This is a genomic window from Geodermatophilus sp. SMS 5-13, assembly GCF_059428245.1.
This window is the reverse complement of record NZ_CP165729.1, coordinates 1,999,102-2,020,505: the sequence shown is the minus strand read 5'-3', so window position 1 is coordinate 2,020,505 and position 21,404 is coordinate 1,999,102. Positions and strand designations below refer to the sequence as shown.

Annotated in this window: 18 protein-coding genes; 10 read left to right on the top strand and 8 right to left on the bottom strand. The window is 74.9% G+C overall.

All coding sequences use genetic code 11. The features are described 5' to 3' along the window. Window positions 1-85: 85 nt before the first annotated feature. A complete protein-coding gene (locus tag AB3388_RS09840; RefSeq protein WP_495410585.1) occupies window positions 86-1,429 on the top strand; it encodes an adenylate/guanylate cyclase domain-containing protein in 1,344 nt (447 codons plus the stop codon). Here the strand turns inward: AB3388_RS09840 and AB3388_RS09835 are convergent, their stop codons facing one another. Further along, window positions 1,430-2,101: a TetR/AcrR family transcriptional regulator gene (locus AB3388_RS09835; protein WP_495410584.1), complete on the bottom strand. Its 672-nt coding sequence runs from the start codon at window positions 2,099-2,101 to the stop codon at window positions 1,430-1,432. A gap of 145 nt (window positions 2,102-2,246) precedes the next feature. Here AB3388_RS09835 and AB3388_RS09830 point away from each other — a divergent pair, with 145 nt between their 5' ends. From AB3388_RS09830 to AB3388_RS09815, 4 genes are read left to right on the top strand one after another with little or no spacing between them, the layout of a single operon-like run. Then, complete coding sequence (locus AB3388_RS09830; RefSeq protein ID WP_495410583.1) at window positions 2,247-3,128, top strand: shikimate dehydrogenase; 882 nt, start codon at window positions 2,247-2,249, stop codon at window positions 3,126-3,128. After that, the gene (locus tag AB3388_RS09825) at window positions 3,118-4,956 is read left to right on the top strand and encodes a bifunctional sugar phosphate isomerase/epimerase/4-hydroxyphenylpyruvate dioxygenase family protein (RefSeq protein ID WP_495410582.1); all 1,839 of its coding nucleotides are present in this window, start codon (window positions 3,118-3,120) and stop codon (window positions 4,954-4,956) included. Before AB3388_RS09830 ends, AB3388_RS09825 begins: the two co-directional genes overlap by 11 nt. A 48-nt stretch (window positions 4,957-5,004) precedes the next feature. Further along, the gene (locus AB3388_RS09820) at window positions 5,005-7,815 is read left to right on the top strand and encodes an ATP-binding protein (RefSeq protein ID WP_495410581.1); all 2,811 of its coding nucleotides are present in this window, start codon (window positions 5,005-5,007) and stop codon (window positions 7,813-7,815) included. 60 nt (window positions 7,816-7,875) lie between these two features. Then, a complete protein-coding gene (locus tag AB3388_RS09815) occupies window positions 7,876-8,202 on the top strand; it encodes a hypothetical protein (RefSeq protein WP_495410580.1) in 327 nt (108 codons plus the stop codon). Between the two features lie 75 nt (window positions 8,203-8,277). Here the strand turns inward: AB3388_RS09815 and AB3388_RS09810 are convergent, their stop codons facing one another. Both AB3388_RS09810 and AB3388_RS09805 read right to left on the bottom strand, forming a co-directional pair. Next, window positions 8,278-9,006 (bottom strand): glutamine amidotransferase, encoded by a 729-nt coding sequence (locus tag AB3388_RS09810; protein WP_495410579.1) that lies wholly within the window; start codon window positions 9,004-9,006, stop codon window positions 8,278-8,280. A gap of 37 nt (window positions 9,007-9,043) precedes the next feature. After that, the gene (locus AB3388_RS09805; protein ID WP_495410578.1) at window positions 9,044-10,063 is read right to left on the bottom strand and encodes an NAD(P)-dependent alcohol dehydrogenase; all 1,020 of its coding nucleotides are present in this window, start codon (window positions 10,061-10,063) and stop codon (window positions 9,044-9,046) included. 66 nt (window positions 10,064-10,129) lie between these two features. On the opposite strand from AB3388_RS09805, the gene AB3388_RS09800 reads away from it, so the two are divergent. Continuing rightward, on the top strand, window positions 10,130-10,774 hold the full coding sequence (locus AB3388_RS09800) for a TetR/AcrR family transcriptional regulator (RefSeq protein WP_495410577.1): 645 nt from the start codon (window positions 10,130-10,132) through the stop codon (window positions 10,772-10,774). A 10-nt stretch (window positions 10,775-10,784) separates the two neighbouring features. Here AB3388_RS09800 and AB3388_RS09795 read toward each other — a convergent pair whose 3' ends face one another. Continuing rightward, window positions 10,785-11,309, bottom strand: coding sequence for an ester cyclase (locus tag AB3388_RS09795; protein WP_495410576.1), 525 nt, complete (start codon window positions 11,307-11,309; stop codon window positions 10,785-10,787). Between the two features lie 114 nt (window positions 11,310-11,423). Between AB3388_RS09795 and AB3388_RS09790 the strand changes: the two genes are divergently transcribed. After that, entirely contained in the window at window positions 11,424-13,166 is a 1,743-nt protein-coding gene (locus AB3388_RS09790; protein ID WP_495410575.1) for a PHA/PHB synthase family protein, read from the top strand. On the opposite strand, the gene AB3388_RS09785 is transcribed toward AB3388_RS09790, so the two are convergent. Beyond that, window positions 13,167-13,961, bottom strand: a complete 795-nt coding sequence (locus tag AB3388_RS09785; protein WP_495410574.1) for a maleylpyruvate isomerase family mycothiol-dependent enzyme — start codon at window positions 13,959-13,961, stop codon at window positions 13,167-13,169. Window positions 13,962-14,149: 188 nt separating this feature from the next. Here AB3388_RS09785 and AB3388_RS09780 point away from each other — a divergent pair, with 188 nt between their 5' ends. The 3 genes from AB3388_RS09780 to AB3388_RS09770 are packed head-to-tail and all read left to right on the top strand — an operon-like array spanning window position 14,150 to window position 18,398. Next, a complete protein-coding gene (locus AB3388_RS09780) occupies window positions 14,150-14,773 on the top strand; it encodes a hypothetical protein (RefSeq protein ID WP_495410573.1) in 624 nt (207 codons plus the stop codon). Further along, a complete protein-coding gene (locus AB3388_RS09775; protein WP_495410572.1) occupies window positions 14,773-17,307 on the top strand; it encodes a putative PEP-binding protein in 2,535 nt (844 codons plus the stop codon). Before AB3388_RS09780 ends, AB3388_RS09775 begins: the two co-directional genes overlap by 1 nt. Then, a complete protein-coding gene (locus tag AB3388_RS09770; protein ID WP_495410571.1) occupies window positions 17,304-18,398 on the top strand; it encodes an acyl-CoA dehydrogenase family protein in 1,095 nt (364 codons plus the stop codon). The genes AB3388_RS09775 and AB3388_RS09770 overlap by 4 nt, the downstream gene beginning before the upstream one ends. A 148-nt stretch (window positions 18,399-18,546) precedes the next feature. Here AB3388_RS09770 and AB3388_RS09765 read toward each other — a convergent pair whose 3' ends face one another. From AB3388_RS09765 to AB3388_RS09755, 3 genes are read right to left on the bottom strand one after another with little or no spacing between them, the layout of a single operon-like run. Continuing rightward, complete coding sequence (locus AB3388_RS09765) at window positions 18,547-19,788, bottom strand: acyl-CoA dehydrogenase family protein (protein WP_495410570.1); 1,242 nt, start codon at window positions 19,786-19,788, stop codon at window positions 18,547-18,549. Continuing rightward, window positions 19,785-20,951, bottom strand: a complete 1,167-nt coding sequence (locus AB3388_RS09760; protein ID WP_495410569.1) for a thiolase family protein — start codon at window positions 20,949-20,951, stop codon at window positions 19,785-19,787. The genes AB3388_RS09765 and AB3388_RS09760 overlap by 4 nt, the downstream gene beginning before the upstream one ends. Next, window positions 20,948-21,379: a Zn-ribbon domain-containing OB-fold protein gene (locus AB3388_RS09755; protein ID WP_495410568.1), complete on the bottom strand. Its 432-nt coding sequence runs from the start codon at window positions 21,377-21,379 to the stop codon at window positions 20,948-20,950. Before AB3388_RS09755 ends, AB3388_RS09760 begins: the two co-directional genes overlap by 4 nt. Window positions 21,380-21,404 lie beyond the last annotated feature (25 nt).

Genomic DNA, 21,404 nt, shown 5'->3' with positions numbered 1-21,404 from the left:
CGGTCACCTTGTCAAGCCCGACGCAGAAGGCCAGGTCAGCCCGGCGGACAACCCCGGGCGGGCGGAACCGGGGCTACGGTGCGCCATGCGGTTCGGCCCGCCGGTCTCCTTCGTCCACACCTCGAGGGGCGCTGCGCTGGCCTACCAGGTGCTCGGCGACGGCGACCTGGACCTGGTCTTCCTCCTCGGGTGGCCGAGTCACCTCGCGCTCCAGTGGGAGTACCCGCCCGTCGCCGAGTTCCTGGAGCGCCTGGCGTCGTTCTCCCGGCTGATCCTGTTCGACCGGGTCGGGACCGGGATGTCGGACCGCGGGCCGACGGGATACGCCTTCGAGGACTGGCAGGACGACATCTCGACCGTCCTCGCCGCGGTGGACTCCCGGCGGACCGCCTTGTTCGGCTGCCATCTCGGCGGCCGGCTGGCGCTGCTGTTCGCCGCCGCACACCCCGAGCAGACGGCCGCGGTCGTGACCTTCGCCGCGTCCCCCGCGACGCTGCACGCCGACGACTACCCGTGGGGCAGCACCCCGGCGCAGCGCGCGGACGTCCTCCGGCGATTCCGGGAGGCCGCCCTGGACCCGGACGCCCTCTTCCGGGAGATCGCGCCGGAGGACGCGGCCGACCCGGCGGCGCGCCGCTGGTTCGCCACGTTCCTGGCCTCGGCGACGAGCCCGGTGGAGGCGGTGGACGAGATCACCGCCCTGGGGCCGGTGGACATCCGCGGCCTGCTGGGCGCCGTCCACACCCCGACGCTCGTGCTGCACCGGACCGGTGACCGGATGGCCGACATCGGGGCGAGCCGGCATCTGGCCGAGCACCTGCCCCGGGCGACGTTCCGCGAACTCCCCGGCGCCGAGCATCTGCCCTTCCTCGGCGACCAGGACACCGTCCTGGCCCTCACCGAGGAGTTCCTCACCGGCCGGCTGCCCGCCACGGATGCCGACCGGGTGGTGCTGACGGTCATGTTCACCGACATCGTCGACTCGACCGCGCGGGCCGCCGAACTGGGCGACCGGCGGTGGCGCCGCCTGCTCGAGCAGCACGACGAGGTGGTCCGCACGAACCTCGTCCGGTTCCGGGGGCGCGAGGTCGAGACGACCGGCGACGGCTTCCTGGCCACGTTCGACGGCCCCGCGCGGGCGATCCGCGCCGCGGTCGCCGCCCGCCGCCAGCTCGCCGAGCTGGGGGTCCGGTACCGGGTCGGGCTGCACACCGGCGAGTGCGAACTGGTCGACGGGCATGTCCGTGGCATCGCGGTCCACATCGCCGCCCGGGTGATGGCCCTCGCCGGTCCGGACGACGTGCTCTGCACGCGCACGGTCAAGGACCTGGTGTCCGGCGCGGGCTTCGCGTTCGCCGACCGCGGCACGCACCGGCTCAAGGGCGTCCCGGACGAGTGGCCGGTCTACACCGCGGAGCTGACCGGCTGACTACCGGGCGGTCAGGTAGTCGACGACGAGGTCGCCGAGCAGTCGCCGCGAGTGCTCCCGCCGCGCCGGGTCGAGCATGTCGCGGCCGAAGATCGCGCCGAAGGTGTGCCGGTTCGCCGTCCGGAAGACGCAGTACGCGCTGATCACCTGGTGCACGTCGAGCGCGTCGACGTCCTCGCGGAACAGGCCCGCGGCCCAGCCCCGCTCGAGGATCGCGCGGAGGACGTCGAGGGCGGGATTGGCCAGCCCGGAGAGCACCGCCGAGTGCGCGAGGTGCTCGGCGTGGTGGATGTTCTCGATGCTGACCAGCCGGATGAACTCCGGGTGCGCCTCGTGGTGGTCGAAGGTCAGCCCGCACAGCTCGCGGACGGCGTCGACCGGGTCGAGGTGCTCGACGTCGAGCTGCTGCTCGAGCCCGCGGATGCGGCTGTACGCCTGCTCCAGGACGGCGATGTAGAGCTGCTCCTTGCCGCCGAAGTAGTAGTAGATCATCCGCTTGGTGGTGCTCGTCTTGGCGGCGATCTCGTTGATGCGGGCCCCGGCGTAGCCGCGGTCGGCGAACTCCGCCGTCGCCACGGCCAGGATGTCGGCCCGGGTCCGCTCCGCGTCGCGGATCCGCTCCGGGGGGACGCCGAGCTCGGCGGCGTCGGCGCCGGACGGCAGTGCGCTCACGGTTCCTCCACGGATCGACGGTCCCGGATCGGAGCCTACGGCGGGCCGACGGCGATCCGAATCACACCAGGGGCTGGCGGTCGGCGCTCGGATGTGGTCCCCTCTCTACTAACTCACCAGTTGGTACACAACGCCGGAGGCGCTCGTGACCCCCAGCTCCCGCGGTTTCCTGGTCGGCCTCGTCGGCACCGGTATCGGGCCGTCGCTGACCCCGCCCCTGCACGAGCGCGAGGCCGACGAGCTCGGCATCCGGTACCTCTACCGGCGCTTCGACCTCGACCGGCTGCGGCTCCCGGCCGAGGCGATCGGCGACCTGCTGGCCGCGGCCCGGCTGGCCGGCTTCGACGGCCTCAACGTCACGCACCCGTGCAAGCAGCTGGTCCTCCCCCACCTCGACGAGCTCTCCCCCGACGCCGCGGCGCTGGGCGCGGTGAACACCGTGGTGTTCAGCGACGGCCGGGCGGTCGGGCACAACACCGACTGGTCCGGCTTCGCCCGCTCCTTCGACCGCGGCCTGCCCGACGCCGCGCTCGACCGCGTCGTCCTCCTCGGCGCCGGGGGCGCCGGCGCGGCCGTGGCGCACGCGCTGCTGACCCTCGGCGTCCGCCGGCTGACCGTGCTCGACGTCGACGCGAAGCGGGCGCGCGGCCTGGCCGCGGCGCTGCGGCAGCGCTTCGGCGCGGCCCGGGTGGACGGCGACGACCTCGCCGCCCTCGCCGGCGTGGTGCGGGCGGCCGACGGCCTGGTGCACGCGACGCCCACCGGGATGGCCGCGCACCCCGGCCTGCCGCTCCCCGCGGAGCTGTTGCGGCCCGCGCTGTGGGTGGCCGACATCGTCTACCGGCCGCTGGAGACCGAACTCGTGCGCACCGCCCGCGCCCGCGGCTGCCGGGTCCTCGACGGCGGCGGCATGGCGGTCTTCCAGGCGGTCGACGCCTTCCGCCTGTTCACCGGCGTGGAGCCCGACGCGGAGCGGATGCTCCGGCACTTCACCGAGCTCGTCGGGGACGGCGCCCGTGTCGGCTGAGCCGCACCGGTCGATCGCGACCGTCTGCCTGTCCGGCACGCTCGAGGACAAGCTGACCGCGGCCGCGGGCGCCGGCTTCGGCGGCATCGAGGTCTTCGAGCCCGACCTGATCTCCTCGCCGTGGACGCCGAAGGAGCTCGCCGGCCGCTGCGCCGACCTCGGCCTGTCCATCGACCTGTACCAGCCGTTCCGCGACCTGGACTCCACCGACGACGCGCGGTTCGCCCGCAACCTGCGCCGGCTCGCGCGCAAGTTCGACGTCATGGAGCAGCTCGGCGTGGACACCGTGCTGGTCTGCTCGTCGGTGGCGCCGGACGCGGTGGCCGACCCCGACCGGCTCGCCGAGCAGTTGGCCACCGCCGCCGCCCGCGCCGGCGAGCGCGGCCTGCGGATCGCCTACGAGGCGCTCGCTTGGGGCCGGCACGTCTCCACCTGGGACGCCTCGTGGGACGCCGTCCGCCGCGCCGACCACTCCGCCCTCGGGCTGTGCCTGGACAGCTTCCACGTCCTCTCCCGCGGCGGTGACCCGGCCGGGTTCGCCGCCGTCCCCGGGGAGAAGCTGTTCTTCCTGCAGCTGGCCGACGCGCCGCAGCTGTCGATGGACGTGCTCTCGTGGAGCCGGCACCACCGGCTCTTCCCCGGGCAGGGCGCGTTCGACCTCGCGGGGTTCGTCGACGCCGTCCTCGCGGCCGGGTACACCGGCCCGCTCTCGCTCGAGGTGTTCAACGACGTCTTCCGGCAGTCCGACCCGGCGCGGACGGCGGTGGACGCGATGCGCTCGCTGGTCTGGCTGGAGGAGTCGCTCGGGCGCACCGCTCCCCCGGCCGCGCCGGCGCTGTCCGGCTGGTCGTTCGTCGAGGTCGGCGTCGACGGGATCTCCGGCCCGCGGCTGGCCGACGTCCTCGGCCGGCTGGGCTTCACCCACACCGGCCAGCACCGCTCCAAGCCGGTGCAGCTGTGGGAGCAGGGCGGCGCGCGGGTGCTGCTCAACGGCGCCGTCGTCCGTCCCGGGGCCGCGGGCGAGGCGGCGGTGACCGCGCTCGGGCTGGAGAGCGCGGACCCGGGCCGCTCGGCGGCCCGCGCCGAGTTCGTCAAGGCGCCGGTGCTCCCCCGCAGCCGCGGCCGCGCCGAGGCCGAGCTGTCGGCGGTCGCCGCGCCCGACGGCACGCAACTGTTCTTCACGCGCACCGTCCCCGACGGCTGGCCGCACGACTTCCTCGACACCGGCGAGGAGGCCGGCCCGGGCGTGGGCGTCACCGGGGTCGACCACATCGGCCTGACGCAGCCGTTCGACTCCTTCGACGAGGCGGGGCTGTTCTACCGGGCGGTGCTGGGGCTGGAGCCGCAGGCGCTGACCGAGGTGGCCGCGCCGTTCGGGTTGGTCCGCATCCGTGCCGTCACCGACCCGGGGCGTGCGGTGCGCCTGGCGCTGTCGGCGGCCGCGCTGCGCCGCGGCGGGTGGGCGCCCGGCGTCCCGGAGCCGCAGTACGTCGCGTTCGCGACCGACGACCTCGTGGGGACGGCGACGGCGCTGCGCGCGGCCGGCGCCCCGCTGCTGCCGCTGCCGGCCAACTACGCCGACGACCTCGACGCCCGCTTCGACCTCGACGAGACCCTGCTGGCCGCGGTCCGCGAGCACGGGCTGATGTACGAGGAGGACGAGCGCGGCGGCTACCTGCACCTGGCGACCGAGGTGCTCGGCGACCGGCTGTTCGTCGAGTTCGTGCAGCGGCTCGACGGTTACGACGGCTACGGGACGGCCGACGCCCCGGTGCGCATGGCCGCCCACCGCCGCGCCCGCACCCGTCTCCCGGTCCCGCAGGAGTAGCCGGCGGGCCCTGGTGCCCGCTGTACCAGGGGACCAGGCTCCGTGGTCATGGCGAGCCCCCCGAGGAGGCCGGTGCCGGCGGTGGCGCCCGAGGCCATCGTCGGACGCCGGCGCGAGCTCGCGGCACTGGGCGCCTGGCTCCGCGCCGCCCGCGGGGGCGCCGGGCGGCTCGTGCTCTGCGCCGGGGAGTCGGGCATCGGCAAGTCGCGGCTGGCTCAGGAGTTCGCCGGCACGGCCCTCGCCGCCGGCTGCTCGGTCGCCTGGGGGCGCTGTCCGCAGGCCGAGGGAGCACCCCCGTTCTGGCCGTGGCGGGAGGTGCTGCGCGCCCTGGGCATCGACGCCGACCGCGTTCTCTCGGTGGAGGTGGCCTCCCCCGCGGACCGGTTCCGCGTCTTCGACGACGTGAGCCAGGCGGTGCTCGCGGCGGCGGGCAGCGGTGCTCTCGTCGTCGTCCTGGAGGACGTCCACTGGGCCGACGAGCCCTCCCTGCTGACCCTCCGCCACCTCGCGTCCGGACTCCGCGACCGGCCGCTGCTCGTCGTCGCCACCTTCCGCGACGTCGAGCCCGCGGGCGTCCTGTCGGGCGTCCTCCCCGACCTCCACCGGTCCCCGGCGGTCGAACGCATCGAGCTGGCCGGTTTCGACCTCGCCGAGGTCGGCGAGCAACTGTCCCGAGCGGGGCTCGGCGGGGACGACGCCCGGACCGTGCTGGCCCTCACGGGCGGCAACCCGCTGTTCGTCCGGGAGGTGGCCCGGGCGATGGCCGACGGGACGTGGCAGCAGGACCGGCCGCCCCGCGGAGTGGTGGACGTCGTCCGGGCACGTCTCGACCGCGTCTCGACCGAGTGCCGCCGGTTCGTCCAGGCGGCCGCGATCGTGGGGCGGGAGTTCTCGCCGGCCCTGGTGACCCGAGTGCTCGGCGAGGACGTCGCGGCGTGCCTGCCGCTCGTCGACGAGGCGATCGCGTCCGGGCTGATCGAACTCATCGGCTCCGGACACCGTTTCGTCCACGCGCTCACCCGCGACGCGGTCGAGGGATCCCTCACGACCGCCGCTCGCATCGCCCTGCACCGCGCCGTCGCCGAGGCGATCGAGACCGAGTTCTCGGCGAACCTGCGCGACCACCTCGGGGCGATCGCCGCGCACTGGACGGCGCTGGTTCCGTACGGCGAGGCCGGCACCGCGCGCGACTGGACCCTCCGGGCCGCGGGCGAGGCGGCTCGGCGCCTGGCGTTCGCGGATGCGATCCGCCTCTATCGAGCAGCCCTCGGCATGCCGGCGACCCCGCTCCCCGACGTCGACCGCTGCCGCGTGCTGATCGCACTGGCCCGGGCCGCCCACCTGGCCGGAGATCTCGCCGGGTGCGCGCATGCGGCGGCCGACGCCGCCGAGGCCGCAGCCGCGGCGCACAGCCCCGAGCTGCTCGCCGAGGCCGCGCTGGTCGTCGAGGCCGCAGCCGACCCCGGCCTCAACACCGTCGCCGGGCAGTTGTGCGAGCTGGCGCTGACCACCCTCGGGGACACCGGTTCCCCCGCTCTGCGGGCACGGCTGCTCGCCCAGCGCAGCCACCTCGCGCTCTACGACGGCGACCAGGCCCGGGTCAGGGTGTCGAGCGCGGACGCCCTCGCACTCGCTCGGGCCTCGGGCGACGACGGGGCGCTCATGGACGCGCTGCACGCCCGCAAGGAAGCCCTCCCGGGGCCTTCGGGCCGGGCGGAGCGCGAGCGGGTCGCCACCGAGATGCTCCTGCTGGCCCACCGCCGGAACGACCTGCGCGCCGCCATGTGGGGCCGGCTGTGGCGGATCGACGCCCTCGTGGAAGCCGGGCGGCTCGCCGCCGCCCTCGACGAGATCCCCGCCCTGCGGATGACCGTCGAGCGAGCCGGGGGGCCGATCGACCACTGGCATCTGGAACGGACGACGGCCTTTCTCGCCCAGGCGACAGGTCGGCATGCCGAGGCGACCACCGCCGGCCGGCGAGCGTACGACCGGATGACGGTCATCGAGCGCCGTCCGGCCCGCGGGGCGTACGTCGTGCTCCTGTACATCCTCGCCGAGCAGTTCGGGATGACCGACGAGGCGGCCGAATTCGCGCGGCGCGGGTTCGAACCGCTGCCGCTGTTCCGGACGCTCGGCCCCGTCCACCGGTCCCTCCTGCTGCTGGCGACCGGCCTGGCGGAGGAGGCGGCGGCCTCGTACCAGGAGGCCGGTCCCGTCGCGGGATGGCGTCCCCCGCCCTTCCACGTCCTGTACACCTACGCCTCGGGCGTGCTCGCCGCCGCCGGCCTGGACCGGCCCGACGACGTCGCCGCCCTGCTCGAGCGGCTCGAGCCGTTCCGCGGCGAGCACGTGGTCGCCGAGAACGTCGCCTACCGGGGGCCCGTCGAGCTGACGCTGGGCCGCGGGGCCCTGGCGCTCGGCCGGCTCGACCGGGCGATCGACGATCTGGCGACCGCGGCCGAGTCGGCGCAACGGGCAGGCGCCCCGAGCTTCGCCGCGGAGGCCGGCTACTGGCTGGCCACCGCCCTGGTCGCGCGGGACCAGCCGGGCGACGCGGCGCGCGCGTCGTCCGCCGCCGGCCACGCCGATCGGCTCGTCCGGGCGCTGGGCATGGCGGCGTACCGGGAACGGGCCGCGGCGCTGGTCGCCCACCTCGGCGCGGGCTCGAGCACGCGGTTGAGCGCCCGCGAGCGCGAGGTGGCCGGGCTGGTCGCCGAGGGCCTCACCAATCGCCAGATCGGGGCGCGGCTGGTGATCTCCGAACGCACCGCCCAGAACCACGTGCAGCACATCCTGACCAAGCTCGGCTTCACGACGCGCAGCCAGATCGCGGCCTGGATCGCCGGCGTGCGCGGATGAGCAGGGGAATGAGTCATCCGGCGGATCTCGCGCCCCGGCCCGATTCCTAGCGTTCCTCCCGTGGCCGATCCGGCCACCGTCGATGAGGAGGAAGCCATGCAGTGGATCACCATCGGCACCCCGCCGCAGCGGCTCGAGCAGGTGGACGCCGTCCTCGCCGCGCTGGGCAGCCCGCCGGAGGGCATGGAGGCACGGTTCGTCGGCAGCTCGGACGACGGCGAGCTCCGGATCGTGACCCTGTGGGAGTCGAAGGAGCACGCCGAGAGATTCTTCGCCGATCAGCTCGCGCCGGTGCTCGCGCGCACCCTCGGCCCGGAGCCGGCAGGGACCTCGGGGGTCGTCGGGCTCGACGTCGTCCGCCGCTACGAACGCCAGCCGGTCGGCTGAACAGCGCCGAGATTCGCCTGAGGGTCGTCACGGACGGGCGATGACGACCCTCAGGCGAAAGTCGGCGTCGCCTCGTCAGGCATACCGGGCGACGAAGTTCTTCAGCAGCCGGCCGGGCTCGGTGACCACGCCGAGGGAGAGCCGGGCGATGAGGTCCTCGAGCTCGTCGGGCGGGAAGTAGCCGTAGTGCTGGTAGACCCGGGCCCGCGCGCAGATGCCCGGCGCGTCCAGCTCGGGGTGGAACTGCGTGGCGTAGACGTTCTGCTTCACCCGGAACATCTGCACCGGGCAGGCCGCCGACGTCGCGAGCAGCACCGCCGAGGGCGGCAGCACCCGGCAGGCCTCCTTGTGCCCGACGAAGGCCTCGAACGTCTCGGGCACGCCGGCCAGCAGCGGGTCCGCCGTCCCCTCGGGGGTCAGCTCGATCGGCACGCAGGCCAGCGCCTCGCCGTAGGTCCGGTCGACGACCCCGCCCTGGTGCGTGCCGAGCGTCCCGACGCCGTAGCAGGCGCCGAAGAACGGGAAGTCGCGCGCGACGACCTCGTCGAGCAGGCCCGCCAGCTCCTGCTCGACCCGGCGCTGCACCGGCGACTTGGCCTCGTGCGGATCGCTGGAGTTGAACGGGCTGCCGCCCAGCATGATCCCCGCGTAGTCGTCGAGGTCCAGCTCGGGCAGCGGCCCCGCCTCCAGGCGGACGCGGTGCAGCTGCTCGGGCGGCAGGCCCGAGAACCGCTGGAAGGCGGCGTACTCGCCGTCGGCGGCGGCGTCCTCGGCGCGCGACGCCAGCAACAGGAACGGCCGCACGCGCCGGATCCTATGTCGGCACCGCCCCGACCAGGCATCACCCGATCGTGACGACCAGCTTTCCGGTGGTCCGGCCGTCGAGCATCCGGCGGATCGCCGCGGCGGTCTCGTCGAGCGGGTAGCTGCCGTCGACCAGCGGCGTGACCGCGCCGGCCTCGATCAGCTCGCGCAGCGCGGTCAGGTCCGCGGCGTTCTCCTTGTTGATGAAGAAGCCGAGCCCCTGGCCGACGAACGGGGACAGCAGCACCGCCCGCAGCTGACGGTCGAGGCCGTCGAGCCACCGGCCGCCGGTCTCCCCGCCCACGATGACCAGCCGTCCCTTCGGGGTGAGGGCGCGCCGCAGTTTCCACAACGGGCGGTTGCCGCCGATGTCGAGGACGACGTCGTACCGGCGCCGGCCGTCGACGACGTCCCCCGCGGTGTAGTCGAGGACGTCGTCGGCCCCGAGGGCCCGCACCTGCTCGAGCTTCGCGGTGCTCGCGACGCCGGTCACGTGCGCCCCCATCGCCTTCGCGATCTGGACGGCGAAGCTGCCGACCCCGCCCGAGGCGCCGATGACCAGCACCTTCTCCCCCGCCTGCACGCGGCCGTGGTCGCGCACCGCCTGCAGCGCCGTGCTGCCGGAGACCGGGACGGCCGCGGCCTGCTCGAAGGAGAGGTTCGCCGGCTTCTTCGCCAGCCGATCGACGCCGGCGACCGCGTACTCGGCGAAGGTGCCGTTGCCGGCGGCCACGCCGTACACCTCGTCGCCGGGCCGGAAACCGGTCACGCCGGGACCGACCGCCTCGACGGTGCCGGCGAGGTTCCGGCCGGGGTTGGCGAACCGCGGCCGGCGCAGGCCGAACACCAGCCGGATCGGATAGGCCAGGCCGGCCATCAGGTGCCAGGTGCCGCGGTCGACGCTGGCCGCGCGCACCCGCACGAGCACCTCGCCGTCCCCGGCCGCGGGCCGCGGCGCCGTCCCGAGCCGCAGGACCTCCTCCGGCTCGGAGCCGTACCGGTCCTGGAGGACCGCCGTCATCGTCGCGCTGCGCTGCTCGAACCCGGTGTGGGCCATCACGGTTCTCCTGCCTCGGGGTGACTTACGGCGTAAGTTTGCCCCTTACGTCGTAAGGTTGTCAACGTGCCGAGGAACCAGAAGGGCATCACCCGGGACCAGGTGCTGCGGGCCGCCGTCGCGCTGGCCGACGAGAGCGGCCTCGACGCGCTGAGCATGCGCAGGCTGGGCCAGGCGCTCGGGGTCGAGGCGATGTCGCTGTACCACCACGTGGCCGGCAAGGAGGACCTGCTCGACGGCATGATCGACGTCGTCTTCGCCGAGATCGAGCTACCGGCCGACGCGGCCTGGAAGACGGCGATGCGACAGCGGGCGATCTCGGCCCGCGCGGCGCTGTCCCGCCACCGCTGGGCGATCGGCCTGATGGAGTCCCGCACGCATCCCGGCGCGGCGACGCTGCGCGCGCACGACGCCGTCCTCGGCTGCCTCCGGAAGGCCGGCTTCTCGCTGGAGCTGGCCGCGCACGCGTTCTCGGCGATCGACAGCTACGTCTACGGGTTCGCCCTCCAGGAGCGGGGGCTGCCGTTCGACACCCCGGAGGAGACGGCGGAGCTGGCCCAGGTGATGCTCGCCCAGTTCCCGGTGGCGGAGTTCCCGCACCTGTACGAGTTCACGACCTTCCACGTGATGCAGCCCGGCTACGACTACGCGAAGGAGTTCGAGTTCGGCCTCGACCTGATCCTCGACGGCCTGGAGCGGCACGCCGGCTGAGGGCGGCCGCTCAGCCCGCGAGCTCCTCGTCGTGCTCGTCGTCGTGCCCGTGCAGGTGCTCGCTCTCCTCGTGCTCCCACGGCTTGTAGAACGAGTCGCCGCCGTCGGGCGGCGCCTGCGACGACAGCCACACCGCGTCGACGGCGGCCAGCGCGCCCAGCTCGTTGGCCACCGTCCAGATCTCCCGGACCCGGCCCCCGGCGAGGGTGAACACCTCGATGGTGCGCAGCTCCACCACCCGGCCGGTGGCGGGCACCGGCCCGATCGCGGTCGTCAGCGGGCCGATCTGGCGGCCCTGGATCCGGTAGACGACGGTGACCTTCGAGCCCCCGTCGACCACCGACAGCACCCGGATGGCCGGCCACTCGATCGCCGCCCGGAGGGCCCGCGCCCGGGCCACGAGCTCCGTCGTCCCCACGGGGTCGCCGTTGACCGACACGGGGTCGTTGTAGAGCTCGCGGAAAGCCGCCTCGGCGGCGTCGTCCGGAAGGGGTTCGAACCGCAGGCGCAGCAGCCGGTCGACGTCGAAGGGCATGGCCCATCGTGGCCCGGGGCCCCGGCCGGCACCAGGCCATGCCGTGCCGTTCCCCCTCCGAGCACCTAGGGTCGGAACGGACAGTGATGCAGCTCACAGCCCGGGAGGGGCGGCATGACCACCACCGAGCGGCCATCGCGGAAGACCGGTCCGGCGGACCGGCCGGGCGCGCCGGAGCAGCCCGTCCCGAGCTCCGAGACCGAGGCGCTGGCGTCGGTCGAGGGCGGGGAAGCGGTCGGCGTCCCCTCGCCCCGCGGGATCGCTCGCACCCTGCTCTCGGTCCTGGCCCAGCCGCGGCCGCTCGCCCGCGAGGCCGCCCGGCTCGGCCGCGAGACGGTGGGCATCCTGCGCGGCACCGACGAGATCGCGCCGGCGCCGAAGGACCGCCGGTTCGCCGACCCCGCGTGGACGATCAACCCCGTCTACCGGCGGCTCGCCCAGGAGTACCTGGCGGTCACCGGTTCGCTGACCCGGCTGGTCGACGCGCACGAGGCCGGGGGCGCCGACTGGCGCGAGGTGGAGACGGCGCGGTTCGTCGTCAACGCGCTGACCAGCGCGATCGCCCCCACCAACACGCTGCCCGGCAACCCGGCCGCGCTCAAGCGGGCCTTCGACACCGCCGGCCGCAGCGTGCTGCGCGGGGCGCGCCACGCGCTCTCCGACCTGCGGCACAACGGCGGACTGCCCGCGCAGACCGACCGCACCGCGTTCACTGTCGGCGAGGACCTCGGCGTCACCCCGGGCGCCGTCGTCCACCGCAGCGACGTGCTGGAGCTGATCCAGTACACGCCGTCGACGCCGACCGTCCGGACCCGCCCGCTGGTGATCGTGCCGCCGCCGATCGGCCGCTACTACTTCCTGGACCTGCGGCCGGGGCGCAGCTTCGTCGAGTACGCGGTGAGCCAGGGCCTGCAGGTCTTCATGATCAGCTGGCGCAACCCGTCCAAGGAGCAGGCCGACTGGGACCTGGACACGTACGCCGGTGGCGTCGTCGAGGCCGTCGACGTCGCGCGCGAGATCACCGGCTCCCCCGACGTCAACACCCTGGGCTTCTGCGCCGGCGGCATCGTCATGACGACGGTGCTCAACCACCTCGCGGCGACCGGCGACGACCGGGTGAGCAACGCCGGCTACGCGGTGACGCTGCTCGACTTCCACAGCCGCGCCCCGATCGGGGCGTTCTCCGGGCCGCGGATGCTCGACATCGCGCGGCGCAACTCCCGCCGGAAGGGGATCATCTCCGCCCGCGAGATGGGCGCCGTCTTCACCTGGATGCGCCCGGACGACCTGGTCTTCAACTACCTGGTGAACCAGTGGCTGATGGGCGAGGACCCGCCGGTGTTCGACATCCTCGCCTGGAACGCCGACGGGACGAACCTGCCCGCGCGGCTGCACGAGCAGTTCCTGGACATCTTCGGCGGCAACTCCCTGGTGAAGGCGGGCGCCCTGAACGTGCTCGGCACCCCCGTGCACCTGAGCCGGATCACCGTGCCCACGTTCGTCACCGGCGCGGTCACCGACCACCTCACTCCGTGGGACGGCTGCTACCGGACGACGCAGCTGCTGTCGGGGCCGAGCACCTTCGTGCTGAGCAACGCCGGGCACATCCAGAGCCTGGTCAACCCGCCCGGCAACCCGAAGGCCAGCTACTGGACCGGCGGCCAGCCCGGAGCCGACCCGCACGCCTGGCAGGCCACCGCCGAGCGCCGGTCCGGCAGCTGGTGGGAGGCCTGGTCGGAGTGGATGCTCGAGCGCTCGGGCGACGAGGTGCCGGCGCCGGCCGCGGCCGGGTCCGCCGAGCACCCCGCCCGCGAGCCGGCGCCCGGCACCTACGTGCGCGACGGCGCGCCGGCCTGATCAGACGATGTTGACCTCGTCGAGGACCCGCTCGGCGTAGTGCTCGTCGCCGTCGATGCGCACGGAGTCCCGCCACGGTGTCCGCGTCGTCCCCCAGAGGACGAAGTCGGTCGCGCTGGAGGTGGCCGTGGCGACCGCGCCCTGGAGGCCCTGGACGGTCGTGAGGTACGGCTCGCCCGGCACGAGGGTCCACTCGCCGCCGCCGGGGCCGGTCAGCCGCAGGCCGAACGGCCGGTCGAGCACCTTCGACACCGACGGGCACATCTGCGGCAGCCCGGCGAGCATCCAGCCGATCGCCGGGCCGAGGACGTCGTCGGTCGCCTCCGGGCGGGGCCGCTCGACCGGGCCGGACGGCGCGAGCAGGTCGACGGTCAGGTGACACCACAGGTCGAAGGCGAAGGCGTCGGCCAGGGCGTGCATCGGATAGGTGCCCAGGTCGGTGAGGGTGAGCGGGGCGGAGGCGATCGGCTCCTCCTGCACCGCGGCCAGTGCCGCCATGGCCGGGTCGAGGAAGTCCCGGAACTCGGCCGCGACCTGCTCGCTGGACCACCCGCGCCGCTGCTCGACCAGCAGGTCCTGGAGCTGCTCGGCGGTGTCGACCTGCGGCGCCGGGGCGGAGGGGTCGGGCGGCTCGGCCAGCACGCGGAAGTTCGAGCCGGTGTGGGCCACCAGGTCCTGCACCGACCAGCCGGCGCACCGGCTGGGCCGCGTCCAGTCGTCGGGGGCCAGGCTCGCGACCACGTCCGCGTAGCGCTCCCCCAGGCCGCGCGCGGCCTGCAGTCCTTCCGCCGTCATGGCACCCTCCGTCGTCGTCCCGACTTACTTGGTTGCGCGACCATAAAGACCCCGCCGGAACAGGGCAAGGGCGAGGTCGAGGGTTTCTTGACGACGTATCCGCTTACTGTGACTATGGCGGCTGTCACATCCGTCGGCCGCCGACCGTTGACCCCGTGGCCCGCCTCTCGACGACAGGAAGTCCAGGCATGACCGACGCCTCCGCAGGTTCCCTCGACGAATCGACACGAGAGGCGCTCGTCGCGCTGGTGGTCCAGGGGATGCACCGCGGCGCCCTCTCGCCGGACCAGCAGCGACTGGTCGACGCCGGGCTGGCGATGGCCAAGGGCCCGCTGATCATGCCGACGCCCCAGGGCACCGCCGCGGCCAACGAGCTGCTCCGCCTGCCCGCGGGCGGGGACGAGGAGAAGGCGCTGCGGCCGCTGTTCGAGAAGTTCCTGCCGGTCAACCACGAGCTGCGCGAGGTGTGCTCGGCCTGGCAGCTCAAGCCCGACGGCTCCCCGAACGACCACGCCGACGCCACCTACGACGCCAGCGTGCGCGACCGGCTGGACGACGTCGACGACGCGATCGGCCGGATCCTGCGGCGCATGTCGGAGGCCCAGCCGCGGCTCGGGCACTACCGCACCGACCTCACCACGGCGCTGGAGAAGCTCGACGACGGCGACCCGTCGGCGCTCACCTCGCCGCTGTCGCACTCGTACCACACCGTCTGGATGCACCTGCACCAGGAGCTCCTGCTGCTGCTCGGCATCAGCCGCGCCGAGGACGAGCGGCTGGAGGCGGAGCTGGTCCGCGGCCAGACGGTCTGATGGCCTTCCCGCCCGGTTCGCCGGCCCCCACCGCACGTCTCGTCCCGTTCGGGCAGGGCCGGGTGCGCGGCCTGGGCCCGGAGGAGCTCGGCGTCCACGGCGACCAGATGGACCGCCTGGTCGCTCTCGGCCTGCCCACGGTCTCGGGCCTCACCGCGCCGGTCAGCCGGGCGCGGGAGCTCACCGACGTCGCCGCCGCCCGCGAGGCCGTCGACCTCGTGGAGGAGATGACCGGCCGGCGGGTCGGCTCGGCGGACCGTCCGCTGCTGCTGCGCCTGGTCCCGAGCGCCCCCGTGCCGGCCGCCGGGCTGCCGCCGGACCTGCCGGCGCTCGGCGTGACCCCGGCCAACGCCACCGGGATCGTCGACGTCATCGGCCGCGACGCGCACCTGCACGAGGTCTGGACGACGACGCTGCGGCTGATCGCCGTCGAGGCGCTCGACGTCGACCCGGACGACCTCGACGACGCGCTGACCGGCGTCACGACCCCCGACCAGCTCCCCCGGGTGATGGAGCTGATCGCGCAGAAGGGCAGCGCACCGTTCCCCGACGACCCCGCCGAGCAGCTGGCCCTGGCCGCGCGGGCCCTGCTGCGGCGCTGGGACTCCCCCCGCGGCCGCCGCGCCCGCCGGGCGCAGAAGCTGCCCGACGACCTCGGCCTGGCGCTGCACGTACAGGCGCTGTACATCGGCCCGTGGGAACGGTCGGGTCACGGCACCGCGAGCAGCCGCGACCCCGAGACCGGCGCGCTGGAGCCGCACGGCACGTTCCACCGCGGCGTGGGCCGCAGCTCGCCGCAGCCGGCGGGCACCGGAGAGCCGCTGTCGGCGCTGCCCGAGGGCACCGACCTGCTCCGGCACACGTTGGCCACGCTCGAGCACCACTTCCGCTCCGTCGCCCAGGTCACCTTCGAGCTGCGCGACGGCAAGCTGGCCCTGCTGTCCGCGTCGCGCGTGGAGCACCCGAGCCCGCGGGCCGGCCTGCGGCTGGTCGTCGACCTCGCCAACGCGGGGACGATCGAGCGCTCGGCGGCGGTGCGGGCGGTGCGCGCGCAGACCGTGCAGGAGCTGCTGCACCCCCAGCTGCGGCTCACCGGCGCGGAGACGCAGCTCGCCGAGGGGCTCGCGGCGTCCCCGGGGGCGGCGTCCGGCCTGGTCGCGCTGACCGCGCAGCGGGCGCTGGAGCTCACGGCGGGCGGCGTCCCCACCGTGCTGGTCTCCACCGAGACGACGCCCGGCGACGTCCCGGCGCTGGTGGCGTCCCAGGCGGTCGTGACGACGGCCGGCGGGCTGGCCTCGCACGCCGCCGTGGTGGCGCGGGGCGCGGGCAAGCCGGCGGTCTGCGGCGTCACCTCGCTGAAGATCGACCGGGACGAGGGCACGGTCACCGCCGGCGGGCACACCATCCGCGAGGGTGACGAGGTCACCGTCGACGGCCGCTCCGGGCGGATCTACCTCGGCCGCGTCGACATCCGCGCGGCCGAGCCGCCGGCCGAGCTGGACTGCCTGCTGGCCTGGGCCGACGCCGAGCGGCAGCTGGGCGTGCGGACCAACGCCGACACCGCCCGGGAGACCGAGATCGCGATGCGGCTCGGGGCCGAGGGCATCGGGCTGTGCCGCACCGAGCACCAGTTCCTCGGCGAGCGGCTGCCGGTGGTGCGCCGCTTCCTGCTCGCCGAGGACGACCAGGCCCACCGGGCGGCGCTGCAGGCGCTGACCGACGCGCAGCGCGAGGACTTCGAGGCCCTGCTGCGGGCGGTCGGCGACCGTCCGGTGACGGTGCGCCTGCTCGACGCGCCGCTGCACGAGTTCCTGCCGCACGACGCCACGTACGAGGACCCGGAGCACGCCCGGCGGGCGACCGAGCTGCGCGAGGTCAACCCGATGCTGGGGCTGCGCGGGGTGCGGCTGGCGCTGCTCAACGAGGAGCTCTACACCGCGCAGGCCGAGGCGCTGTTCTCGGCGTGGGTGACCGTCACCGGGGAGGGCATCACCCCGCAGCTCGAGGTCATGATCCCGCTGGTCTCGATCCCCCAGGAGCTGGAGATCGCGATCGGCCAGGTGCACCGGGCCGCCGACCGGGTCGAGCGGGTCACCGGCGTGCGGGTCCCCTACCTGGTCGGCAGCATGGTCGAGACGCCGCGGGCCGCGCTGATGGCCGACAAGCTGGCCGAGCACGCGGACTTCCTGTCCTTCGGCACCAACGACCTCACCCAGATGACCTTCGGGTTCTCCCGGGACGACGTGGAGAGCCGGCTGCTCACCCACTACATCGGCGAGGGCCTGCTGACGGCCAGCCCGTTCGCGGAGTTCGACCCGGACGGCGTCGGCGCGCTGGTCGGCATCGCCGCCGAGAAGGCGCGGTCGGTGAAACCCGGCATCAAGCTCGGCATCTGCGGCGAGCACGGCGGGGACGCGGTGTCGATCCCGCGGATCGCGCCGCTGGGGCTCGACTACGTCTCGTGCTCGCCGCAGCGGGTGCCGATCGCCCGGCTGGCCGCGGCGCACGCCGCCGACAAGGACGCCGAGGCATGACACTCCTCGACGCCGAACGCGCCGCGGAGCTGGAGGACCTGCGCGCCGCCGTCCGCGAGGTGTGCCAGGACGCCGGCGGACCCGAGGCCGTGCGCCGGCTGGACCCCGCGGGCCCCGGCTTCGACCCGCAGCTGTGGGACGTCCTCGCGAGCCAGATCGGCCTCGGCGGGCTGGGGCTGCCCGAGCGGGCCGACGGCCTGGGCGGGCTGGCCGAGGTGGCCGCGGTCTGCGAGGAGCTCGGCCGGGCGCTGCTGCCCGTGCCGTTCCTGACCTCGACCGTGCTCGCCGGCCAGCTGCTCGCCGCGGCGGGCCCGTCCGCGGACGCCGCGCTGGCCCGGGTCGCGGCCGGCGAGGTCGCCGCGGCCGGCGTGACCGGGCCCGACGGCGTGTGGGACCCGGCGGTGGTGGAGCTGCGGGCCGGCGGGGACACGGTGGACGGCGTCCTCTCGGTGGTGCCGGGCGGCGCGGGCGCGGCGCTGTTCGTCGTCGCCGCGCAGACCGATGCGGGCCCCGACCTGTTCGCCGTCGACGCCGGGCCCGCCGTGAGCGCGGTCGGCCTCGACAGCCTGGACCTGTCCCGGCCTGCGGCCACCGTGACGTTCACCGATGCCCCGGCCACCCGGCTGACCACGGGCGGGGCGGCGGGCGACGTCGTCCCCGCGGCGCTGGACATCGCGGCCATCGCGCTGGCCGCGGAGCAGCTCGGCGGCGCCGAGGCCTGCCTCGAGCTGACCGTCGGCTACGTCAAGGAGCGGCGGCAGTTCGGCCGGGCGATCGGCAGCTTCCAGGCGGTGAAGCACGCCTGCGCCGACCTGCTGGTGCAGGTGGAGACGTGCCGCTCGGCTGTCGTCCGTGCGGTCGAGGCCGAGGGCTTCCCCGAGGCGCTGGCGGAGGCGGCGTCGGTGGCCCAGGCGTGGTGCTCGGAGGCCTTCCGCACGGTGACCGCGGAGACGGTGCAGCTGCACGGCGGGATCGGCTTCACCTGGGAGCACGACGCGCACCTGTACTTCCGCCGCGCCCGCGCCGACGCCCTGCTCCTCGGCGGCGCCGCCCACCACCGCGAGCGCCTCGCCCGCCTCCTCGGCTGGTGACGGGCGCTCCTGCCCCCCACCACTCGCAGGAAGGCCGGCTCCGGGCGGGTTCTGCGGTGTTCTGCGTGCTCGTGCGGTCGTGCACACAGCGCCGCCAGAGCGTGCACAACACCGCAAGAGCCCGAACCCGGGCCCCGGACCGGCGAGCTCAGCGGCGGCCGAGCTGGGACCAGGGCACGTCCTTGTCCACCCGCGGCTCCGCGGGCAACCCGAGCACGCGCTCGGCGATGATGTTGCGCTGGATCTGGTCGGTGCCGCCCGCGAGCCGGTAGCCCGGGGCGCCGAGGATGTGCTCGGTCCACCCGAACGTCCCCGGCTGGCCGGTGTCCGCGGTGATCCGCGCACCGAGCAGGTCGGCGGCCACCTCTCCCGTGCGCACGAGCACGTCCGAGGCCAGCAGCTTGCCGATCGAGGCGCCCGGTCCCGGGGAGACGCCGGCCGCCGCGGCCCGGGCCACCCGCTCGGCGGTCGCCGCCCGCAGCACGGTGCGCACGTACAGGTCGGCCAGCGCCTGGCGGACCACGGAATCGCCCGCGCGGCCCACCGACCGCGCCACCCCGAGCACGTCGGCGAACGTGCCGCCCTTGCGCCGCGTGCCCGAGCCGGACGCCGTCCGCTCGAACGACAGGGTCGCCGTCGCGACCCGCCAGCCCTCCCCCACCCCGCCGATCCGCAGGTCGTCGGGCACGTGCACGTCGGAGAGGAACACCTCGTTGAACGAGGCGCCGCCGCTCATCTGGCGGATCGGCCGGATCTCCACGCCCGGGGTGTCCATCGGCAGCAGGAAGGCGGTGATGCCCTTGTGCTTGGGCACGTCGGGGTCGGTGCGCGCGAGCAGCAGCCCGTAGTCGGCCTGCCGCGCCCCCGACGTCCACACCTTCTGCCCGTCGACCACCCAGCCGTCGCCGTCCCGCACCGCCCGGCAGCCCAGCGCAGCCAGGTCGGACCCGGCGCCGGGCTCGCTGAACAGCTGGCAGGCGAGCAGGTCGGTGCGCAGGAACGGCTGGGCGTAGGTCGCGCGCTGCTCCGGGGTGCCGAACATCGCCACCGCGGGGCCGACCAGCCCGGTGGTCACGCTGATCAGCTCCGTGGACGGCGGCACCGCGAACCCCGCCTCCTCCTGCGCCATCACCATGGCGAAGGACGCCGGCAGCCCGGCCCCGCCCTGCTCGACGGGCAGCGTGAGCGCGCCGTAGCCGGCGTCGTAGCGGGCCTGGCGGTAGCCGCGCACCGCGTCGAGCAGCCGCTCCTCGTCCTCGTCGGAGAGGTTGCGGAAGACCGCGAGGTCCGGGGGGCCGTCGTCCTCGGCCTCGGCGCTCTTCGGCGGCACGGTCGCGGTCAGCCAGGTGCGCACCCCGGCGCGCCAGGTCTCCAGGTCCGGCGTGCTCATGCGGCCCCCTCGTCGACGGTGAGGACGGCGCAGGCCGAGATGCCCGGCGCGCCGTAGACGTGGGTGAACCCGACCCGCGGGCCCCCGGGCACCTGGTTGCCCGCCGCTCGGCCCTGCAGCTGGCGCACCACCTCGTGCACCTGCCGCAGCCCCGAGGCGCCGACCGGCTCGCCGTTGGCCAGGCAGCCGCCGTCGGTGTTGACCGGCAACCGCCCGTCGACGTCCGTGGCGCCCTCGGCGAGCAGGTGCTCCTGCTCGCCGTGCGCGCACAGCCCGGTCTCGGCGAGGTGGATCATCTCCGAGCCGCTGTCGGTGTCCTGCAGCTGCGCCACCTGGACGTCGGACGGCGAGACGCCGGCCTCGGCGAACGCGGCCGCCGCGGCGTCGATGCTCGGGCTGTGCCAGGGCTCCGGTGCCAGCCACGGCGAGAAGACCTCGAACGAGCCGAACCGGCGGGTGCGCTGGGTGACCGCGGCAAGCCGCACCGGCCGGTCGCAGAGGTCGGCGGCCCGGTCGCCGCGGGCCAGGATGAGCGCCGCCGCCCCCTCGTTCGGCTGGCAGAACATGTACTGCGTGAGCGGCTCGTTCACCGGTGCGGCGGCGAGCACCTCGTCCTCGGTGAGCGGCTTGCGCCGCCAGGCCATCGGGTGCGCGGCGCCGTTGCGGAACGCCCGCGCCGAGATCCGGGCCAGCGTTTGGTCGGACAGGCCGTGCTCGTGCTGATAGCGCCGGGTCTTCATCGCGAAGTACTGCGTGGTGACCATCATCCCGGTCTGCGCGTACCAGACGCCCAGGCCGTAGGCCGCCGGATCGGCGCCGAACGCGCCCCGCCCGTGCTTGTCGAACCCGACGACGGCGACCAGGTCGGCCCGCCGGGACTGCAGCGCGCTCACCGCGGTGGCCATCGCCACCCCGCCGGTCGCGCAGCCGTTGCGCACCGTCGTGAACGGCAGGCCGGTGAGGCCGAGCCGGGCGACCAGCGAGTCCGGCTTCCCGGAGACGTTGCTGCCGCCGACGGCGAAGTCGACGTCGGTCCAGGCCACGCCGGCGTCGGCGAGCGCCGCGCGGAGGGCGTGCTCGGCCATGTCCAGGCCGGTGACCCCCTCGTGCCGGCCGAACGGGTGCATGCCGCCGCCGACCACGTAGACGTCGTCCGCTCTCATGCGTCCTCCTCAGCGGGCGCGAAGGCGTAGGTGACGACCGGCGCGCCGTCGGTCTCCCATACGGGCTCGAGCACCAGCCGCACCGGCAGGCCGATCCGCAGCACCTCGGGGTCGGCCAGCAGGTGCGACTCGACGAGCACCTCGCCCAGGTCGACGTAGCCCACCGGGAACGGCTGGAAGCCGCCGGCCGGCGGCACGTACGGCGCCTTGGGCGCGAAGCCCTGCACCGTCCACGTCCACACCGTGCCGCGGTCGGGCAGGGCGTACGGCGTCATCGCCGGGTTCATGCACTTCGGGCAGGACCCGGACGACGGGAACGTGACGGTGCCGCAGGCGTCGCACCGGCTGCCCGCGAGCCGCGGCGGGTCCAGCGAGGCGAACAGGCCCGCGTCGACCGGGACGGCGTCGACCGGAGCGGGATCGGGCACGGCAGGTCCTCCAGTTCCCGCCGGC

Bases quoted from the DNA above. Each gene is read 5' to 3' on its own strand.
- AB3388_RS09760 (WP_495410569.1), bottom strand. From the start codon at position 20,951: ATGAGAGCGGACGACGTCTACGTGGTCGGCGGCGGCATGCACCCGTTC.
- AB3388_RS09770 (WP_495410571.1), top strand. From the start codon at position 17,304: ATGACACTCCTCGACGCCGAACGCGCCGCGGAGCTGGAGGACCTGCGC.
- AB3388_RS09790 (WP_495410575.1), top strand. From the start codon at position 11,424: ATGACCACCACCGAGCGGCCATCGCGGAAGACCGGTCCGGCGGACCGG.
- AB3388_RS09805 (WP_495410578.1), bottom strand. From the start codon at position 10,063: ATGGCCCACACCGGGTTCGAGCAGCGCAGCGCGACGATGACGGCGGTC.
- AB3388_RS09785 (WP_495410574.1), bottom strand. From the start codon at position 13,961: ATGACGGCGGAAGGACTGCAGGCCGCGCGCGGCCTGGGGGAGCGCTAC.
- AB3388_RS09775 (WP_495410572.1), top strand. From the start codon at position 14,773: ATGGCCTTCCCGCCCGGTTCGCCGGCCCCCACCGCACGTCTCGTCCCG.
- AB3388_RS09780 (WP_495410573.1), top strand. From the start codon at position 14,150: ATGACCGACGCCTCCGCAGGTTCCCTCGACGAATCGACACGAGAGGCG.
- AB3388_RS09820 (WP_495410581.1), top strand. From the start codon at position 5,005: ATGGCGAGCCCCCCGAGGAGGCCGGTGCCGGCGGTGGCGCCCGAGGCC.
- AB3388_RS09765 (WP_495410570.1), bottom strand. From the start codon at position 19,788: ATGAGCACGCCGGACCTGGAGACCTGGCGCGCCGGGGTGCGCACCTGG.
- AB3388_RS09840 (WP_495410585.1), top strand. From the start codon at position 86: ATGCGGTTCGGCCCGCCGGTCTCCTTCGTCCACACCTCGAGGGGCGCT.
- AB3388_RS09795 (WP_495410576.1), bottom strand. From the start codon at position 11,309: ATGCCCTTCGACGTCGACCGGCTGCTGCGCCTGCGGTTCGAACCCCTT.